This is a genomic window from Anaerocolumna sp. AGMB13020 (assembly GCF_033100115.1).
Classification (GTDB): Bacteria; Bacillota; Clostridia; order Lachnospirales; family Lachnospiraceae; genus Anaerocolumna.
Genome location: NZ_CP136910.1, coordinates 3,225,483 through 3,243,056 on the forward strand (window position 1 = coordinate 3,225,483; position 17,574 = coordinate 3,243,056).

Consider the following 17,574-nt stretch of genomic DNA (forward strand, 5'->3'; position numbering starts at 1 on the left):
TTGGGTGATGAGCTTGACCGTAAAGGGACTCAGAATTGAATCTCTATTATGGAGAAAAGCAGGCAATCAGCAATATCAATATGGATATTGAGAAAAATGAAATTACGGCATTAATCGGGCCTTCCGGCTGCGGTAAGACGACTTTCCTAAAGACCCTGAACCGAATGAATGATATTATTCCGGCATGCAGAATAACCGGGGAGGTAATATTTGATAATATTAACATATATGACAGCAAGATAGACCCTATGTTAATCCGTAAGAAGATCGGGATGGTATTCCAAAAGCCAAATCCTTTTCCCTTAAGTATCTATGACAACGTAGCATATGCACCGAAATACTATGGTAAGAAAAAACGTGAAATCGATGAGATTGTAGAAAACAGCTTAAAGGGTGCAGCACTTTGGGAGGAAGTAAAGGACCGTTTGAAAAAGAGTGCCCTCTCCCTCTCCGGTGGACAGCAGCAGAGATTATGCATTGCCAGAACCATTGCCCTGAATCCTGAGGTAATCTTAATGGATGAAGCCACCAGCTCCCTGGACCCCATATCCACTTATAAGATCGAGGATCTGATTGTGGAGCTAAAAAAGACCTATACCGTCGTTATAATTACTCACAATATGCAGCAGGCTTCCCGTATTGCTGATAAAACCGCTTTCTTCCTTTTTGGTGAGCTGGTGGAATACGATACCACGGAGATTATCTTTACGAATCCGAAGCATGAAAAGACAGCGGAATATGTCAGTGGTCATTTTGGCTGACGTGAAAGGAGAGGAAAGTGGGAGTAATATTGCAACGGTTTAATCTGATGGGAGTTTCAAATGAAATAATAGAATATAGCAATGCATAGCCAGCCGGTAAATGAATATTTAACATGAAAGAAGTAATGCTAGGTTAAGTATAGGTTAAGGAAGAAGTAACAAAGAAATAATCTATGTGAAGAAGATAATTAAAGGATATAAACTCCCTTATAATTATCTTCTTTTATTATGTATTCATTTTAAACCAACAGGTAGCTTTAGAATAACGAATGATTAGTAATGCTGTAATTTTTCATTGACTTTTAGGTCTATAAGATATAGACTAACCGTAATGGTCTATTCATTATAGACCGAGAAGGAGAAGTTTATGGCATATATTATGACTGAGAGTGAATACAAATTTGCAGAAATTATATGGAGCAGGGAGCCGTTAGCTTCCGGGGAGTTAGTAAGACTGTGTCAGGAAGCATGGAGCTGGAAGAAGTCAACAACGTATACAGTACTAAAAAAACTATGTGTAAAAGGTATCTTAAAGAACGAAGGCGCCATTGTAACGGCTATCGTGTCCAGGGAAGAGTACCTGCAATTAAAAAGCGAGGAGTTTCTGGGAGATAATTACGACGGTTCGCTGCCGAAATTTCTGACAGCTTTTATCAGCCGTAAGAAGCTTAGCGGGAAGCAAATGGAGGAATTAAGGGAAATTATAGATAGTTATAAGGAGGATAAATAGTGGAGAAATTGTTTTTTGCAATATTAAATATGAGCCTGCTCTCCTGCTATGTTATTCTGTTCGTGTTAGGGATAAGGCTTTTACTTGGAAAATCACCGAAAGTGTTTTCCTATTGCTTATGGGGTGTAGTATTTCTAAAGCTGATATGTCCTGTAACCCTGGAAAGTATGATAAGCCTTATACCGAAACAGGTAAACACCCAGCGGGTAGAAAGCTATCTGATACTACCTGGCCCAGAGGATATCAGAACCCAGGAGTATGGGTTTTCAGAAGAACCCGTTAAAGGAACAGCAGTTGCACCTGCAAACACCGCATATAAGGCCCAAAGATATTCAATAACTGATTACCTTATCCTTCTTTGGCTGACAGGTATAGGGGGAATCGTATTCTTTCAGATCAAGTCCTACCTGGCATTTCGTAAGAGATTAGCTGGTGCTGTATGGATAAGAGATAACCTGTATAAAATACCTGCTGTGAATACAGCATTTGTTATGGGTTTTAGAAAGCCTGGGATTTACCTGCCGGAAGGACTAGGGGAAGCAGAGGAGCAATATATTATTGAACATGAACGAGTGCATATCAGGAGAAAAGATTACCTGATAAAAGTTCTGGCTTTTACTATCTGCTGTGTCCATTGGTTTAATCCACTGGTTTGGCTTTCTTTTGTCCTTATGAACAGGGATATGGAGATGTCCTGCGACGAAGCTGTGGTTAAGAAACTGGGAACAGGTATCAAAAAGCAGTACTCATACTCATTGCTGTCCATTTCAACAGGCAGAGATTCCTTAAGCGGAGTTCCTTTGGGGTTTGGGGAGAACAGCGTTAAGGGAAGAATAAAGAATATCTTAAAGTATAAAAAACCTGCTGGATGGCTCATATCACTTTCGCTGGCGATAGTAGCAGTCGTATGCATAGGGTTATTTCTCAGCCCTGGAGCGAAAGGGGATGTAAGAGCGGAGGACAGTCAGCCGGAACCCCTTAAGGATTATCTGTTAACGGAAAGTCCTGTTGTCCTCTATAACAAAAGTGAGAACGACGAGATTGGCGCTCTTTTTGGCAAGGCACATGATTATTACCTGAAAGACCACTATAAAGGAGAGGATTATGATGGGGACGGGGTTAAAGATACAGCCCTTATAGAAAAGAAGGGCAGTTCAAATACCATTACGGTAAGCTTTGGTAACCAGGAGGTCCTGACAGTAGAGGGCTTGGAGCCAGGAAGAGAAGAATTTAAGATTGCCGGAGCGGACCTGAACAAAGATGGGGAGAATGAAATAATTCTTATAAGCGATACAGGTACAAATGGAGGAGACGGAATCTATGGACTGCGGGTGTATGAGAAACAGGGTCAGGTATACCAGCCTGTTGCGTTACCAGCGGAATATGATGTCTATGCGGGGTTTCCTTACTACCTGAACTGGGATGGAAATTCAGCTGCTATACTGAATCACAATAAAAGTACCGTCCTAGAGGTCCATAAGGATATCCTGGAAGCCCATTATGCCAGAACGGGCCAAAGGGAGGAGTGGAACAAAATACAGGGAAAAGCAGCGGAGCCTGTGGCAGCTGACGGAATATGTGATTTTGCTATACAAATGAAAGAGGAAAAGGTAAAATTAATAATAAAGCAATACCTTACTGGTCCTACAGGTGTCCATGCGGACTGTATTGGATATGTATTAACAGAACTGGAATTAAAAAGTGATAATACCTGGAGCCAGACTGCTGTCTACTTTCTTCCCTCAGATTAGCATATAATTCGGGTGTTTCATTTAGTCAGGTATTTGCTATGCCTGTAAATTGTGAGAAGAAATAGAATAAGGATAATTGAAAGGGGGAGCTTATTATGAATCATCTTGGAACAAAGACAATAGAAACAGAGCGCCTGATTCTACGGGCTTTTCGTACAGAGGATGCAGAATATATGTATCGAAACTGGGCCAGTGATGAAGAAGTGACCAGATATCTTACCTGGCCGGTACACCCAAATGTAGAAGGCACCAAAGCGCTTCTTGGCATTTGGGAGGAGAAAGCCATAGAAAAGGATAATTATCACTGGTGTATGGTACTGAAAGAAATACAGGAACCAATTGGAAGTATAGGCGTGGTCCATATGAATGAACAGATTTCTGCGGCTGAAATAGGTTACTGCTGTGGAAGGGCTTTCTGGGGTAAAAATATTATGACAGAAGCATTGTCAGCCGTAAGGGATTATCTCTTTGAGGAGGTGGGATTTAACCGCCTGGAAGCAAGACATGACACGAAAAATCCTGCCTCCGGTAAAGTCATGGAAAAATGCGGCCTGCGATTTGAAGGAATCAAACGCCAGGGAGATAAGAATAATACCGGTATTTGTGACATTGCCCATTATGCTATGCTAAGAGAGGATCGATAAACTACAATGCTATTGCAAGCAAGTTTAACACCAGCCAGATGAGAAAAATACACAATACAAAAGCAAAGAAACCGCAGATATTCTTAATGGAATGGATGTCTGCGGTTTGCTTCGCCTGCAAAGCCAGAAGCATATCCTCACAATCAAGTTCTGTATCCTCCCATTCATAAACACTTCCATTTTCGTGGTAGATTGTTTGGGGATCTTTTTGTACAGCTTCTTCTTCTGTTATTTTCTTAGAATCATATACTTCCAGATCAGTTAGTAGAAATTTTAATTCTCGTTTCGTCATTACACAAATCACCATTCCTTCCTTAACATGCCATAAGTTTATGCAGGTAATATACCGGGCATGAATTTTCCATGACAAAGTCTCAATAATAATCACATTTTCCTGTATTATACAAAAGAACTTAAAAACACACTGAAATCCGCACTTATCGATAGAGATTTAAATATACTATTATGTCGGAATATATAACCGTAAACAAAAGCTATGGGTTAATTGACTTACCTTGTTTTAAGTTAATATGAAAAAGTATACAGACCAATGAATATATTAAGTATAATAAAAGGTCTATCTCAAATCAATATAATAAGGAGGGCAAATATGAAAATAGCAGTTGATGCAGGACATGGCTACGACACTGCCGGTAAACGCACACCTCCCGTGCCAACAGATGTGGATTTTGACAAAGATGGAAAAGCCGATGTAAAAAAAGGCGAAAGCATCAGGGAGCATGTGGCGGCTGTCGGCGTTGCCTACCTTCTGGTGCAGGAGCTCAAACGCTGCGGGTTTACCACAGTGATGACCGGATTCAATGATAATAATCCAAAAAATGATGCCGATACCTCTCTCACAGAAAGGCAGACTGCCATCAGGAATGCAAAGTGTGATTACTCTGTAAGCATACATTATAATGCATACGGTGATGGTAAGACCTTTAATGCGGCAGAAGGAGTAGAAGTATATATTCATAGCAGTTACAGCGGTAAATCAGAAAAGCTTGCGAAGGCAGTGTTAAAATATTTGGCACAAGGAACCTCTCAGGTAAACAGAGGGATTAAGAAGTCAGCCCTTGCCATGTGTAACTGTAATACCCTTGGAACCAAAGGAGCAATTCTTACCGAGTTGTGTTTCATGACCAATGAAAGGGAAGCTTTGCAGATGATGGGAAACAGTGCCTTCTGGAAAGAGTCCGCCCAGGAAATATGTAAAGGCATCTGTGAATATACCGGTGTTAAATATGTTTCTGAGGTATATATACCAAAAAAGACAATTAAGAAAAACTCCTCTGTAAAGGATATCAAGTGGCTTCAGGAGAAGCTGAACGCAGTGCTTACCGGAGAAAGCTTTATACCCATAGCTGTGGATGGAAAATATGGTAACAAGACAAGGATAGCAGTGCTTATTTACTGGGAAAAACTCGGCTGGAATCAGACTGGTAAAGATTCTGGCTGGGGTGCTGGCAGTAATACCATAACTGCTTTGTCAAAAGGAAGAAAGAAATAACTATCTGGCAGGGTTGCTGTATTTAAAAAAGGTAACAGAAGGTAAATAAAAATTCTAAAGCCTTAAATACAGCAGCCCTTTTTAAGAAGCTTAAAAAAAGAAAAGAAGAAAAGAGTCGATTTATGTAATATATACAACGTAATATGTAGAATAATATACTATTATAAAAAAATATTATGCAAAACATCTATATATTTAATTTTCAAATCTAAAAATAAATACAAAAACACATATTATGCGACAGGATACAAAAAAATAAATTGAAATATGCACAAACTGGTGATACAATAACTAATATAACTTTAAGGGGGTTAACTATGTTTAAGAGCAGCAGGAGATTACAGAGACCAATCCTGATACAGAGAATGTTGGATTGGGATTTTGAGAACGAGTTTATCGGCAGTGATGACACGGACCAAAATGATATGTACCATAGCTACAGAAAATACTTTACTCAGTTCCGTAATGATTTTGACAATGTAAAATCCATTTCCGGGCAGCTGGAAGGCGTAGTGGAAGAAATCGTTGACACCTCTTTAAGTGTTAGACATTCCTCAGAATACATAGCGCAAGGAGCACAATCTCAGGCAGATGATGTGGGGAGATGCATGGGTGTTGCTGATCATCTGGCAGACAAGATTAATGAGATGGATATGAAGTCCAAGGAATTAATAGGACTTGCCTATGATATGAGTGAAGTAAACGCAGAAGGAAAAGAAGCTATTCATAATCTATCCGTCAACCAGGAAAAGAACGAGAAGGTCATGACGGAAATTACGGATGCTATCTATACTCTTTTGAATAAAACCAAGAACATAACAGAAATAACGAAAGTACTATATAGCATTGCCTCCCAGACCAATCTGCTTGCCTTGAATGCTTCCATAGAAGCTGCCAGAGCCGGAGAAGCAGGCAAGGGTTTTGCGGTGGTAGCAGAAGAAGTCCGGAAGCTGTCTGAGGAAAGCAGACAGGCCAGTGAGAATATCAGCAGATCACTTTCAGATATTACAGGCCAGTTGGATAACCTTAGAGGAGTGATGGATTCTTCTACTGTAATTTTCACAGAGCAGAATCATGCTGTGAGCAAGGTAATTAAATCCGTGGAGCAGGTGAATGATACTGCGGATATATTCATAAAGAGACAGAAGGATTTCAATGAAGAAGTCAGTCTGCTGACCAGGGAAAAGACTACTCTTATTGAGGCATTGGGCAGCATCGCAGCTGTTGTTGAAGAGTCCTCTGCAACAACGGAGGAAGTCGCTTCCTTAACGATAAGCCAGAACAGTATGGCTGATATCCTTGTTAAGATGACCAGAGAGTTGTGTGATAAGGTATCTTACATAGAAAAGAATTCGGATTCCATTAAGACCTCCCTGGTGGTAAAGAGGAAGAAAAAGGTAGCTCTTATTTGGGATCTGGATGATCCTTTCTGGGAGCCGGCAGCAAAAGAAGCACAAAAGACCGCCAAAGTACTTAATATGGAGGTCGAGATTTATGCGCCCAAGTCCAGAGGTGAACAAGGGACGAAAGAAATGGTTGATATTCTTAAGAATATTTCTATTAACAGCTTTGATGGAATCGCGATTTCACCCATTGAGGATGAAGCAGTTGCCAGAGAGCTTCGGAATCTGTCAGGGAAAGGTGTCAAAATTATCTTTATCCAGTCTCCCGTTAAAGGGATTTCTCACGAAGCTATTATTGGTACCAACACTCTGCAATGCGGCCGCAGTGCAGGCATGATCGTAAAACAGCTCTTAGATGGCAGAGGAGATGTTGTAATTGGAATGTGGACGGACTATAAACTAGCGGCAATTGAAGAAAGAGCTGAAGGTTTTATAAAAGAAGTTACAGAGAATTCCGAAATATCTGTACACCAGGTTGGCGTTGTTGGGGAACCCTCCAAAGAAGAAGCAGAAAGAGTAATTACCAAGATGTTAAAGGATTATCCGGATACCAGGTTATTCTTCTCAACCAATGTGGGTTGGGGACTGGCCTATGCTAGATATGTAGAGAGCCATGGTCTGGATATCAAAGTGGTAACCATAGACTTTACAAAAGAAGTAGCCGCACATATGAAAAAAGGAAGTATTAAAGCAGCGGTGGCCCAAAGGCCTTTTGTATGGGGAAGTGTTCCATTGGAACTATTCGTGGATATCTTCGCAGGCAAAGAGGTGAAGAAGGTTACGGATACCGGCACCTATGAAGTAAATGCCAATAACCTTAAGATTTTTGAACAGAGATTTTAATTAAAAAAGAATATAAATCATATAGATGCTCTCCTTGTAACAAACAGTTAAAAGAAATTACTATAAAGTGGATTCTTAAATAACTTTATCGTTTTCATTAATTGTATGTTACAGGGTGGAGCATTTTTTGCTTTACGATAGAAAGTGATTTAACAGCTGGTATAACGCCGCAGAAATTTCAGGTTATTCATGCCGCTATTAACATTAGCGGTGTCTTGGAAAGGCACAGTATAGGTTCTGCAAAGCTGTTGCCCGTAATCCTCAGGCATTTATGTAAGGGAAGAACAGGAACCAATACTATTTGTAATTGACAGAAAAGCAATGATTAACAGTGGATTTACAGCACACACACGAACATATATTCGAAAAAACTCGACTTAAAAATGATTCTATGCTATAATACTATCCAATCAATGCCAGAAAAAATAAATTAGTTGATTCTACAAAACCATATTTTACAGGATAGTTTCAAAAAATTTAAAGTTAATGCAATAGAATCTTAAACTTTCCTTCCTTTTATTTCATAGTTTTGTCTATATTACTGTGCTATAATGTACAAAGCAGTATTTTAGCCGTAAACTGTTCCAGGCAGCTTTGAGGCTGTCAAATGCAATCAGCGAAAGGCAGTATCCTGTTTGGAAGAATGAAAGAAAGAGAAGCAAATTCACAATAAATGAGGTGTCACTATGAAATTCATCCATATAGCAGATGTGCATCTGGGGGCAGCCCCCGACAGGGGATATCCCTGGAGTCAGAAAAGAGAGAAGGATATTTGGGAAAGCTTTCATCGTATAACAGAGCTGTGTGAGATGGAAGAGCTGGAGCTGTTACTGATAGCAGGAGATTTTTTTCACAAGCAGCCGTTGCTAAGAGAGCTAAAGGAAGCGGCTTATACGTTGGGGAGATTGACTCATACCCAGGTAGTGCTGATAGCAGGAAACCATGATTATATTAGTGAACGATCTCCGTATACAGACTTTATCTGGCCTGCTAATGTGCATATGCTTAAGAATAAGGAGATGGACAGCATCTTCCTGGAGGATATCAACACAGAGGTTTATGGGTTGAGTTATCACGCAAGGGAAATCAGAGAGCCTTTGTATGATCGCATAAGTCCCGGATGTCCGGAGCGGATTAATATTCTGCTGGCTCATGGAGGGACACCGGATAACATACCCTTTGATAAGAATACCTTAATGCATTCAGGATTTGATTATATAGCGCTTGGGCATATTCATAAACCTCAGTATCTGGCAGAAAACATGGCATATTCCGGCTCCCTGGAGCCAATGGATAAGAATGAGACCGGCGAAAGAGGTTATATCAGAGGAGAGATTATTAAGGAAGAAGAGGCAGGAAACCTTATTTCAGCGTTTATACCTCATGCAGCCTGTAGCTACCATAAAATAACAATACCCGTTCAGACTGGTTTTACCAACGGGGAAATTCGTGAAAAAATAAAAGAAATGATAAAGGCCAAAGGTGAAAATCACATATACCAGTTCCACCTTGCGGGGAAAAGGGACAGAGATACGGTTTATGACATAGAAGGGCTGACTTCCCTTGGAAATATTCTGGAGATAGTGGATGGCACGCTTCCGGATTATAATTTTTCGGCACTGAAGGCGGAAAATGAAGATAACATTATAGGCCTTTACATTAAGGCTATCGAAGAAGGCGGGTTTGCCAAAGAGCTGGGAGAAAAAGCCCTTTATTATGGTATGGAAGCCCTTTTGGAAGCCAAGAATTACAAATAAGGAGAAAAACACTTGGAATTCAGAGAACTTAAAATAACGGATTTCGGAAAATTCCATCAGAAGAATATATCCTTAAAGGAAGGCATCAATCTGATTTACGGAGAAAATGAAGCGGGTAAGTCTACCCTTCATGGATTTCTAAGAGGAATGCTCTTCGGCATAGACAAACTCAGAGGAAGGGCCTCCAAAGAAGATATCTATACCAGATTCCAGCCTTGGGAGAATCCCTCCCTCTACAGAGGAAGTCTGGATTTTTCTGTTGAAGAGAAGAATTATCGTATCATCCGGAATTTTGATAAAAATAATAAAAGTACTTCTTTTCTGGATTTGGACACCGGAAGAGAATTAGAGCCCATATATATACAGGAGCTTCTCGGCGGTCTTACTGAATCCGGCTATGTGAATACCATCAGCATAGAACAGCAAAAGATCCGAACAGGAGCAGAACTGGCAGGAGAGGTAAGAAATTATATCACGAACCTTTCCCTTACGAAGAATAACGAAGTGGATGTCAACAAAGCCCTGACATTCTTACACAACAAAAAGAGGGAGCTGGAGGGGAAAAGACCCCTGCAGGAACTAAAAGACGTAAAACGAAAGATCGAACAGGCCTTGGCAATGGAGCAGAAGGCGGATAGCCTGATGAACCAGTTGAATACAATAACAAAAACACTGTCACAGGCAGAAGCCAGATGCTTAAGCCTTGAAAGTAAAGGAACGGCTGCTGAGAGTACTCTGAATTATGAAAGCCTCCTGCTTAAAATACCTTTGTTAAGAGATAAGATTGGGGATTACGAAAGCAATAAGCTGCAGATGAAAGAACTGGAGGAAACCCTGCAGGCCTTAAAGCAGGAGTTTACCATGGGACCCCAGGCTGGTAGCAGGGAGCTAAAAGAAGGGCTGGATACTTTAAAAGTTTACCGGAAGGAAAAAGAAAGCCTGGAGAATGAGAAGAGCAGTCTTTTAAAAGAGGCCTCCCACGAAAAGAGAGGGAAAGGTATTAAGGGAATACTGGCAGCAGGATTAGGAGTCATTGGTCTGGGTTTATCTTTCTTAGGAGCAGTAAAGTTAAGCCAACACCCAATGATAGACAATCTGCTTTTTGCAGTTGGAACAGCACTGCTTCTTTCAGGAGCAGCAGTAGGTATCTTATATACCTTTGGTTTGGGGAAACATAAGAAATATACAGGCAAGCGTCTTGTACAAATAGAGCATGACTTGATAAAAAGCAACAAAAAAAGCGAAGAACTTCTGAAAAAATATGGAGTACGGGAAGAGAATGATTTATCAGGTCTATATGAAAAGTCACTAAAGAGGGAAATAGAAGGAAACTTTAAGGAAGAGCAGAAAAGGGAGTACATAAGACTGAAAACCCGTCTTGAAGAGAAGCAGGCAATAAGAAAAGCAGAGATACTCCAGTTAGCAAGGCAGTTCTCATTTTTCTGGAAAGAGGTTATGCTACAGGAGTATATCCCTAACAGCAAGGAACTGGATAGAATCATTGTATATTTAGAGGAGAAGCAAGGGGAAGTGCAAAGCGCGAAAGAAGAGGTTTATGGTGAGAGGGACCGGTTGAAGCTGCAATGTGAGCAGATTAAGTGGGAGCTTAATGCCTTTTCTGGCAAAGAGGAAGAACTCTTTCATTACCAGGAAAGGGAGAAAAGCTTAAAAGAAAAGGATGAAGAAATTCAGACGGAAATAAAGGCAGTAGCGGCTGCCATCAGTACAATCAGGATTTTATCACAGCAAATTCATGATTCATTTGGGAGCACCCTAAATCGTAAGATATCCGACTTAATAGCAGGAATAACAGATGAGAAATACCACCGGATAGTAATAGATGAGAATCTTGAAATGAAAGCAGAGATGAAGGAGGAATACAGGCCCTGGGACAAATTAAGTACCGGAACCATGGAGCAGTTTTTGCTAGCGCTAAGATTAAGTGTCTCTGATATCATGTATCAGAAGGGACTTCCCCTTCTCTTGGATGACTGTTTTGCCTATTATGACGATAAGAGAACCCGTAAAGCCCTCGAATATCTTGGGAAAAGCGGCAGGCAAATACTTCTTTTCACCTGTCATAACAGGGAACGGGAGATTCTGGAGAGCATTGGGATACCGTTTCATTATATTGACCTGGGAAGTTACAATTAAAAATTCCTGTGACATTTTCGCTTTTGTAGCGGGATATAAATATTTACAACCTGGCCATCAGAGTTTGCGTTAACGGGTAATGTTATTGTGAATCGCGTAAATTTGTACCTGCAGTTTAAAGCATTGCAGGTCCCTAGAAAGGTATGGTTATTGCTATGGCAACAAATAAAAAGCAGAAGAAAAAAAAGAATAAACGCTTAAGACAGAAGATCAGGCTGATACTGTTATCAGTATTTTTGGTGTTTTCTCTTCTTTTCCTTGCGGGATGCCTGTATTTTGACTACCGCTACGGAGATGATTTTGTGGAATATCAAAAACAGGCCAACGAGCTGGTAAGCAACTCGACTCCGGAAACCTTCAGACAGATGGAGACCAGCCTTGTCTATGACACCAACAAGAAACTTTTATCTGTATTAAAAGGTGAAAAGGATGTTTATTACCTGGAATATAAAGAAATACCCCAGCTTGTAGTTCAGGCCATGATCTCCATTGAAGATAAAAAATTCTTAGAGCATGGAGGTGTTGATTTAAATGCCAATATCCGTGCTGCTCTGGCGTTGATTAAACATAGGGGTAAGATAACCCAGGGAGCCAGCACCATTACCCAGCAGTTGGCCAGAGGTATTTTCTTAAGCAATGAAGTAAGTTATGAAAGAAAATTAAAAGAGATATTTATTGCGGTAGACCTGGAGAAGAAATACAGTAAGAAGCAGATCATGGAATTCTATCTCAATAATATTTATTTTGCTAACGGTTATTATGGTATTCAGGCGGCCAGTAAAGGTTATTTCAATAAAAATGTAGATAAGCTGAGCTTATCCCAGATTGCATTCCTTTGTGCGATACCAAATAACCCTACTTTATATGACCCCCTGGATTATCCGGAAAACACCACAAAGAGAAGGGATAGAATCCTTCTCCAGATGTACAGGGATGGTCAGATCAGCAAGGCTGAATATGATGAAGCAGTAGCAGAAAAAATGAAGATAAAAACCAAGAAGGTTGATAAGAATAATTACGTTGAAACTTATGTCTTCTATACTGCAACACGAGCATTAATGGAAGCAGAAGGTTTTGTGTTTCGCACGGAATTTGACAGCGATGCTGACAAGGAAGAGTACGATAAGGAATACAACGAGACCTATACCAAGTATCAGAAATCTCTTTATTACGGAGGTTACAGAATCTATACCTCCATTGATATGGAAAAACAGGAAGCACTACAACAAGCGGTAGATACCACCCTGACTGACTTTACAGAGAAAAACAAGGACGGTACTTATGAATTTCAGGGAGCAGCGGTATCCATTGATAATGAAACCGGTAAGGTAGTTGCAATAGTAGGCGGCAGATATCAGGAGTCACAGGGTTATACCCTTAACAGGGCTTATCAGAGCTTCCGTCAGCCGGGTAGTTCCATCAAGCCGCTTATTGTATACACACCTTCCTTTGAGAATGGTTACTATCCTGACAATGTGGTGAATGACCATAAATTCAAAGGAGGACCTTCCAATGCAGATGGTAAGTATCTTGGAAAGATATCTGTTCGAACAGCGGTAGAAAAATCTAAGAATACCATTGCCTGGCAGCTTTTTGAAGAGCTTACACCGAAGGTGGGGTTATCTTATCTCCTCCATATGAATTTCGCTAAGATTGATAAGAATGACTATTACCCGGCAGCTTCACTGGGAGGTTTTACCTATGGCGTCAGTCCTCTTGAAATAACCTCTGCTTATGCGGCTTTGGAAAATGACGGCGTATACAGAGCACCTACTTGTATTCTTACCATAAAGGATTCAGAGGGCAATGTAATAGTAGAGAATAAAACAGCAAAGAAGCAGGTATACAGTGAAAATGCCGCTAGAATAATGACGGATGTAATGACGGGTGTTATAAAGAACGGTACCGGCAGAGGTCTTGGACTTGATAATATGATAAGTGCCGGTAAGACAGGTACTACAAACGATAAGAAAGACGGCTGGTTCGTAGGATATACACCCTATTACACAACGGGAGTCTGGGTTGGTTATGATATCCCCAAGTCCACCAGCAGTTTATCAGGAGCAAGCTATCCCGGAACAATCTGGAAAACATACATGAATGTTATCCATAAGGGCTTGGAGAATATTTCCTTCCCTGCTTATACAGATAATAGAACCGATGCAGAGAAAGCGGAAGATCAGGGAATCACCCCAACGCCAACCCCAACGGATACCCCAACACCAACTCCAACGGATACCCCGACCCCAACCCCAACAGATACCCCGACTCCCACACCGGAAGATCCTGATGACTGGGAAGATGGCTGGGAGGAGCCGGGAGTGACAGAGGAACCCACCAATCCGGACACTACCCAAGGTGGTGAAGAGGACGGAAACGGCAGTGATGGCGGGCAGAATAACAGCGGTGAGAATGGAGATGAGGAAAGCGGTACCGGGGATGGAGAAACCATACCCTAAATAAAATTTCTTAAAAATTCCTGAGTATCAGTATTGACTCTATTGTAACAGCAGGGTTTATACTTATTTCATTGGGGCCCCAATAAAAATCTGAGTATTAAATATTAACTTATAAATACCCAGAAAGGAAAATGAATGTTTAAAATAGGAGAATTCGCAAAATTAAACAGAGTGACCATAGCAACCTTAAGGCATTATGATGTTCTGAATCTGTTAAAGCCAGTGAAAACCGATGAACTGACCGGTTATCGCTATTACTCGGCGGAACAGATGACAATCCTTAATCGTATTTTGAATCTAAAGGATATGGGATTTTCCCTGGAGGAGATTCTGCTTATTGTAAAGGAAAACAAGGGAAAAGAGACTTTAAAGGAGCTTCTTGCTTTCAAGCAGTCTCAAATACAGAACAATATTGAAAGAGAACAAGAACGTCTTAATCTGTTAAAAGGCTATATGGAATACCTGGATCAGGAGGGCACTACAATGGAATATGATGTTATCTTTAAGAAAACAGAAGAAATCAAGGTGGCAGGTTTAAGGGATATAATCCCTGATTATCCTGCGCAAGGACATTTGTGGGAAGAGCTGGTAAGTTATATTGAGAGCAACAAAGGAAAGATAATACCACCCTGTCTGGTAATTTATTATGATAACAAAGGGCTTGAGAATGCAGTGGATGCAGAAGTGCTGGAAGCCATCACCGGAGAGTTAAAGGGCAGTGACCGGATTAATGTACGAAACCTTGAATCTGTTTCGGCAGCCTGTGTTGTACACAAAGGTCCCTATAAGACGATAGGGCAAGCCTATAAGGCAGCTTCAGACTGGATTGAGGAAAACGGTTATGCCATAAACGGACCTCAGCGAGAGCTTTATTTAAAGGGTGAGTGGAACTCGGAAAATGAAGAAGAATATATAACGGAAATACAGATACCCGTTGAAAAGAATTCCTGACGAAATACTTTGGTACTGAAAAGAAGAAAACTTTCAGCACTTAGGAGAGGGAGTATATAGTAACCTTATGGAATGCCATGTGTTCGGTCATAAAGTGAGACTGTCACAGGGCGAAGGTTCAGCCAGCTACAAAGATATAAGTGATTATCTGTTCTCAGCAGCAAGAAGTATAGTGAACATTGTCTTATAAAGGGGGGGCTAAAGCAGCCCCCCTTAATGTTACTTCTTAACCTTTGCCAGAATATTCTGAATACGCTCTGTGGGATTTAACAGTTTGCTGATAGAAGAATCATGGTTTAAGGTATCTATTAACAAAGCGATATATTTGCTCATGTCTACATTGATATAGTAAGGTCTGGACAGCAGTTCTTCTGTCTGATATACCAGGTTAGTGGTGAGAACACGATAGATTAAGCCCTGTTCATAAGCTTCATCAAATTTGGAGAGTCCATTCGTGAATAAACCAAAAGTGGAAGCTACGAAAATTCTGCCTGCTTTGCGTCTCTTTAATTCCTTGGCAACATCAATCATACTCTCTCCGGAAGAAATCATATCATCAATGATAAGCATATCCTTTCCTTCAATGTCGGAGCCTAAGAACTCATGGGCAACAATTGGATTACGGCCATTGACAACAGTGGTGTAATCTCTGCGCTTGTAGAACATACCAAGGTCTACGCCTAACACATTTGCGAAATAAATGGCACGGTTCATACCGCCTTCATCGGGGCTTATTACCATCATGTTATCGGAGCTGATATTAAGATCCGGTACATGGTTTACAAGTGCTTTGATAAACTGATAAGTAGGCTGTACGGTTTCGAAGCTCTTTAACGGAATAGCATTCTGTACACGGGGATCATGAGCATCAAAGGTTATAATACTCTCAACTCCCATATTCGTCAGCTCCTGTAATGCAAGAGCGCAGTCCAGTGATTCTCTGGAGCTTCTTCTATGTTGTCTGCTTTCATAGAGAAAAGGCATGATAACTGTAATTCTTCTAGCCTTGCCTCCTACCGCTGCAATAATTCTTTTAAGATCCTGATAGTGGTCATCGGGTGACATATGGTTGGTATGTCCGCATACCGAATAAGTTAAACTGTAGTTGCAAACGTCCAGAAGCAGGTAAAGGTCGGAACCGCGAACGGATTCTTTGATTACACCTTTTGCCTCACCGGTACCAAATCTGGGGCAGTGAGCATCGATTAAGTAGGAATCACGCTGATAACCTGCAAAGGCAATAGTGGATGTGTGCTCGCTTTCCCTTGCTCTGCGCCAGTCTACAATGTAGTCGTTAACTTTCTGTCCAAGGGTTTTGCTGCTTTCCAGAGCAATCATGCCCAATGTGCCGACGGGAATCGTTTCTAGTATTTTTTCTTGCTGCGGCATTTCGTTTGACCTCCAATTGATTTTAGGGAGTTAAAGTATCTTAAACCCCATTGTTTAGGATAAATTGATTATGTGAATTATTCAGTACATTTTATTCTTAAAATTCGTTTCGACTGAACCGTCACGAAAAATGTCCATTAACGTTATACCATTATCGTTAAAGTTAGTCAAGGCTAAAACAGTTTTTTTAGTCGAATATCCTCACCTATGATCTTTAAGAGAGTGAAATTACTGGCAATTCTTGAGAATACCCTTTCGCTGTAGAGCGTGTTAATATTGTCAAGGGACAGATTGGTGGAGATGACAGTGGACTTGTTTCGAAGCAGCCGTTCATTAATGCAAAGGTAGAGCTGAACATTTACAAATGCATTGGTAAGCTCTGTGCCAAGATCGTCTATGATCAGCATGTCGCAGTCCAATATATATTCAAATTGGCTGCCGGCTTCGAAATTTTCTTCCCCTTTGCCGAATTTATTCTTCTCAAGGATATCAAACAGCTGAAAAGCAGTGAGATAGATTACCGTAAAAGCTTTATCTAATAATTCCTTGGCAATACAATTGGCCAGGAAGGTCTTTCCAACGCCGGTATTTCCGTAAAGCAGAAGGTTGCCTTTTACGGTATCGAAGGAGTCAATAAAGTTTTTGCACTCTTTTACCACCCTTGCAATATTATCCCTGGGGGAGGTTTGGGTAGAGGGGTCAATGTAATCTTCAGCATAATAGGAGAAAGAGAAAGAACTGAAATTTTCTCTGCTGATAGCTTCCTTCATGTTGGACTGGGAATAGACAATATCCACAATAGCCTGCTTAAAGCAATGGCATTTTTCATTTCCAATATAACCGGTATCTTTGCAGTCCGGACACTGATAACGCAGCTTTAGAAAATCAGCCCGGTATCCGTGGGCTTTCAATAGGGCTTCCCTGCGTTTATCGGCACCTTTTGCTACCAGCTTCAGATTCTCCAGAGCTTCTTCCTTACCCGTCAGCATTTGCCTGGCACTTTCAATAGCGCAGGTTACTATTTCATCGTCAATTTCCTTTAAGGCAGGAATCTTCCCATAGGCCTCCTCCATTCGGATATCCAGTGCGTGCTTGGCTTCCAGCTGCCTGTTGTCATAGTCCCGCAGGATTTTGTTGTATTGATAGTTTTTAAGAGCCATAGGGGTTTTTCTCCTTCTAAAAACATATAGTCCAGCCAGCCTTGTCCGGGTCTGCAGCA

13 protein-coding genes are annotated in these 17,574 nt (G+C 40.9%); 10 read left to right on the forward strand and 3 right to left on the reverse strand.

The window, feature by feature from the left end; genetic code table 11:
* Positions 1 to 35 precede the first annotated feature (35 nt).
* From pstB to R2R35_RS13150, 4 genes are all read left to right on the forward strand, one after another.
* Entirely contained in the window at positions 36 to 761 is a 726-nt protein-coding gene (pstB, locus tag R2R35_RS13135; protein ID WP_317730274.1) for a phosphate ABC transporter ATP-binding protein PstB, read from the forward strand.
* A gap of 367 nt (positions 762 to 1,128) precedes the next feature.
* Complete coding sequence (locus R2R35_RS13140) at positions 1,129 to 1,491, forward strand: BlaI/MecI/CopY family transcriptional regulator (RefSeq protein WP_317730275.1); 363 nt, start codon at positions 1,129 to 1,131, stop codon at positions 1,489 to 1,491.
* The gene (locus R2R35_RS13145) at positions 1,491 to 3,242 is read left to right on the forward strand and encodes a M56 family metallopeptidase (protein ID WP_317730276.1); all 1,752 of its coding nucleotides are present in this window, start codon (positions 1,491 to 1,493) and stop codon (positions 3,240 to 3,242) included. Before R2R35_RS13140 ends, R2R35_RS13145 begins: the two co-directional genes overlap by 1 nt.
* A 95-nt stretch (positions 3,243 to 3,337) precedes the next feature.
* A complete protein-coding gene (locus R2R35_RS13150; protein ID WP_317730277.1) occupies positions 3,338 to 3,886 on the forward strand; it encodes a GNAT family N-acetyltransferase in 549 nt (182 codons plus the stop codon).
* Between the two features lies 1 nt (position 3,887).
* On the opposite strand, the gene R2R35_RS13155 is transcribed toward R2R35_RS13150, so the two are convergent.
* The gene (locus tag R2R35_RS13155) at positions 3,888 to 4,178 is read right to left on the reverse strand and encodes a hypothetical protein (RefSeq protein WP_317730278.1); all 291 of its coding nucleotides are present in this window, start codon (positions 4,176 to 4,178) and stop codon (positions 3,888 to 3,890) included.
* A gap of 318 nt (positions 4,179 to 4,496) precedes the next feature.
* On the opposite strand from R2R35_RS13155, the gene R2R35_RS13160 reads away from it, so the two are divergent.
* The 6 genes from R2R35_RS13160 to R2R35_RS13185 all read left to right on the forward strand — a co-directional run bounded on the left by R2R35_RS13160 (position 4,497) and on the right by R2R35_RS13185 (position 14,966).
* Entirely contained in the window at positions 4,497 to 5,399 is a 903-nt protein-coding gene (locus R2R35_RS13160) for an N-acetylmuramoyl-L-alanine amidase (RefSeq protein WP_317730279.1), read from the forward strand.
* Between the two features lie 317 nt (positions 5,400 to 5,716).
* Positions 5,717 to 7,645 carry a substrate-binding domain-containing protein gene (locus R2R35_RS13165; RefSeq protein WP_317730280.1) on the forward strand — a complete coding sequence of 643 codons (1,929 nt, stop codon included), beginning with the start codon at positions 5,717 to 5,719 and terminating at the stop codon, positions 7,643 to 7,645.
* A gap of 686 nt (positions 7,646 to 8,331) precedes the next feature.
* Positions 8,332 to 9,402: a metallophosphoesterase family protein gene (locus R2R35_RS13170; protein ID WP_317730281.1), complete on the forward strand. Its 1,071-nt coding sequence runs from the start codon at positions 8,332 to 8,334 to the stop codon at positions 9,400 to 9,402.
* A gap of 12 nt (positions 9,403 to 9,414) precedes the next feature.
* Positions 9,415 to 11,556, forward strand: coding sequence for an ATP-binding protein (locus R2R35_RS13175; RefSeq protein ID WP_317730282.1), 2,142 nt, complete (start codon positions 9,415 to 9,417; stop codon positions 11,554 to 11,556).
* 155 nt (positions 11,557 to 11,711) lie between these two features.
* Positions 11,712 to 14,015 (forward strand): transglycosylase domain-containing protein, encoded by a 2,304-nt coding sequence (locus R2R35_RS13180; RefSeq protein WP_317730283.1) that lies wholly within the window; start codon positions 11,712 to 11,714, stop codon positions 14,013 to 14,015.
* Between the two features lie 135 nt (positions 14,016 to 14,150).
* The gene (locus R2R35_RS13185; RefSeq protein WP_317730284.1) at positions 14,151 to 14,966 is read left to right on the forward strand and encodes a MerR family transcriptional regulator; all 816 of its coding nucleotides are present in this window, start codon (positions 14,151 to 14,153) and stop codon (positions 14,964 to 14,966) included.
* Positions 14,967 to 15,185: 219 nt separating this feature from the next.
* Here R2R35_RS13185 and R2R35_RS13190 read toward each other — a convergent pair whose 3' ends face one another.
* Together R2R35_RS13190 and R2R35_RS13195 are read right to left on the reverse strand one after the other, a co-directional pair.
* Positions 15,186 to 16,355: a ribose-phosphate pyrophosphokinase gene (locus R2R35_RS13190; protein WP_317730285.1), complete on the reverse strand. Its 1,170-nt coding sequence runs from the start codon at positions 16,353 to 16,355 to the stop codon at positions 15,186 to 15,188.
* Positions 16,356 to 16,528: 173 nt separating this feature from the next.
* Complete coding sequence (locus tag R2R35_RS13195) at positions 16,529 to 17,515, reverse strand: ATP-binding protein (protein ID WP_317730286.1); 987 nt, start codon at positions 17,513 to 17,515, stop codon at positions 16,529 to 16,531.
* Positions 17,516 to 17,574: the final 59 nt, after the last annotated feature.

What these genes read in the sequence shown, in the direction of transcription:
- R2R35_RS13155 (WP_317730278.1), bottom strand. Translation starts at nt 4,178, where the DNA reads ATGACGAAACGAGAATTAAAATTTCTACTAACTGATCTGGAAGTATAT.
- R2R35_RS13150 (WP_317730277.1), top strand. Translation starts at nt 3,338, where the DNA reads ATGAATCATCTTGGAACAAAGACAATAGAAACAGAGCGCCTGATTCTA.
- R2R35_RS13160 (WP_317730279.1), top strand. Translation starts at nt 4,497, where the DNA reads ATGAAAATAGCAGTTGATGCAGGACATGGCTACGACACTGCCGGTAAA.
- R2R35_RS13185 (WP_317730284.1), top strand. Translation starts at nt 14,151, where the DNA reads ATGTTTAAAATAGGAGAATTCGCAAAATTAAACAGAGTGACCATAGCA.
- R2R35_RS13190 (WP_317730285.1), bottom strand. Translation starts at nt 16,355, where the DNA reads ATGCCGCAGCAAGAAAAAATACTAGAAACGATTCCCGTCGGCACATTG.
- R2R35_RS13165 (WP_317730280.1), top strand. Translation starts at nt 5,717, where the DNA reads ATGTTTAAGAGCAGCAGGAGATTACAGAGACCAATCCTGATACAGAGA.
- R2R35_RS13170 (WP_317730281.1), top strand. Translation starts at nt 8,332, where the DNA reads ATGAAATTCATCCATATAGCAGATGTGCATCTGGGGGCAGCCCCCGAC.
- R2R35_RS13140 (WP_317730275.1), top strand. Translation starts at nt 1,129, where the DNA reads ATGGCATATATTATGACTGAGAGTGAATACAAATTTGCAGAAATTATA.
- R2R35_RS13195 (WP_317730286.1), bottom strand. Translation starts at nt 17,515, where the DNA reads ATGGCTCTTAAAAACTATCAATACAACAAAATCCTGCGGGACTATGAC.
- R2R35_RS13180 (WP_317730283.1), top strand. Translation starts at nt 11,712, where the DNA reads ATGGCAACAAATAAAAAGCAGAAGAAAAAAAAGAATAAACGCTTAAGA.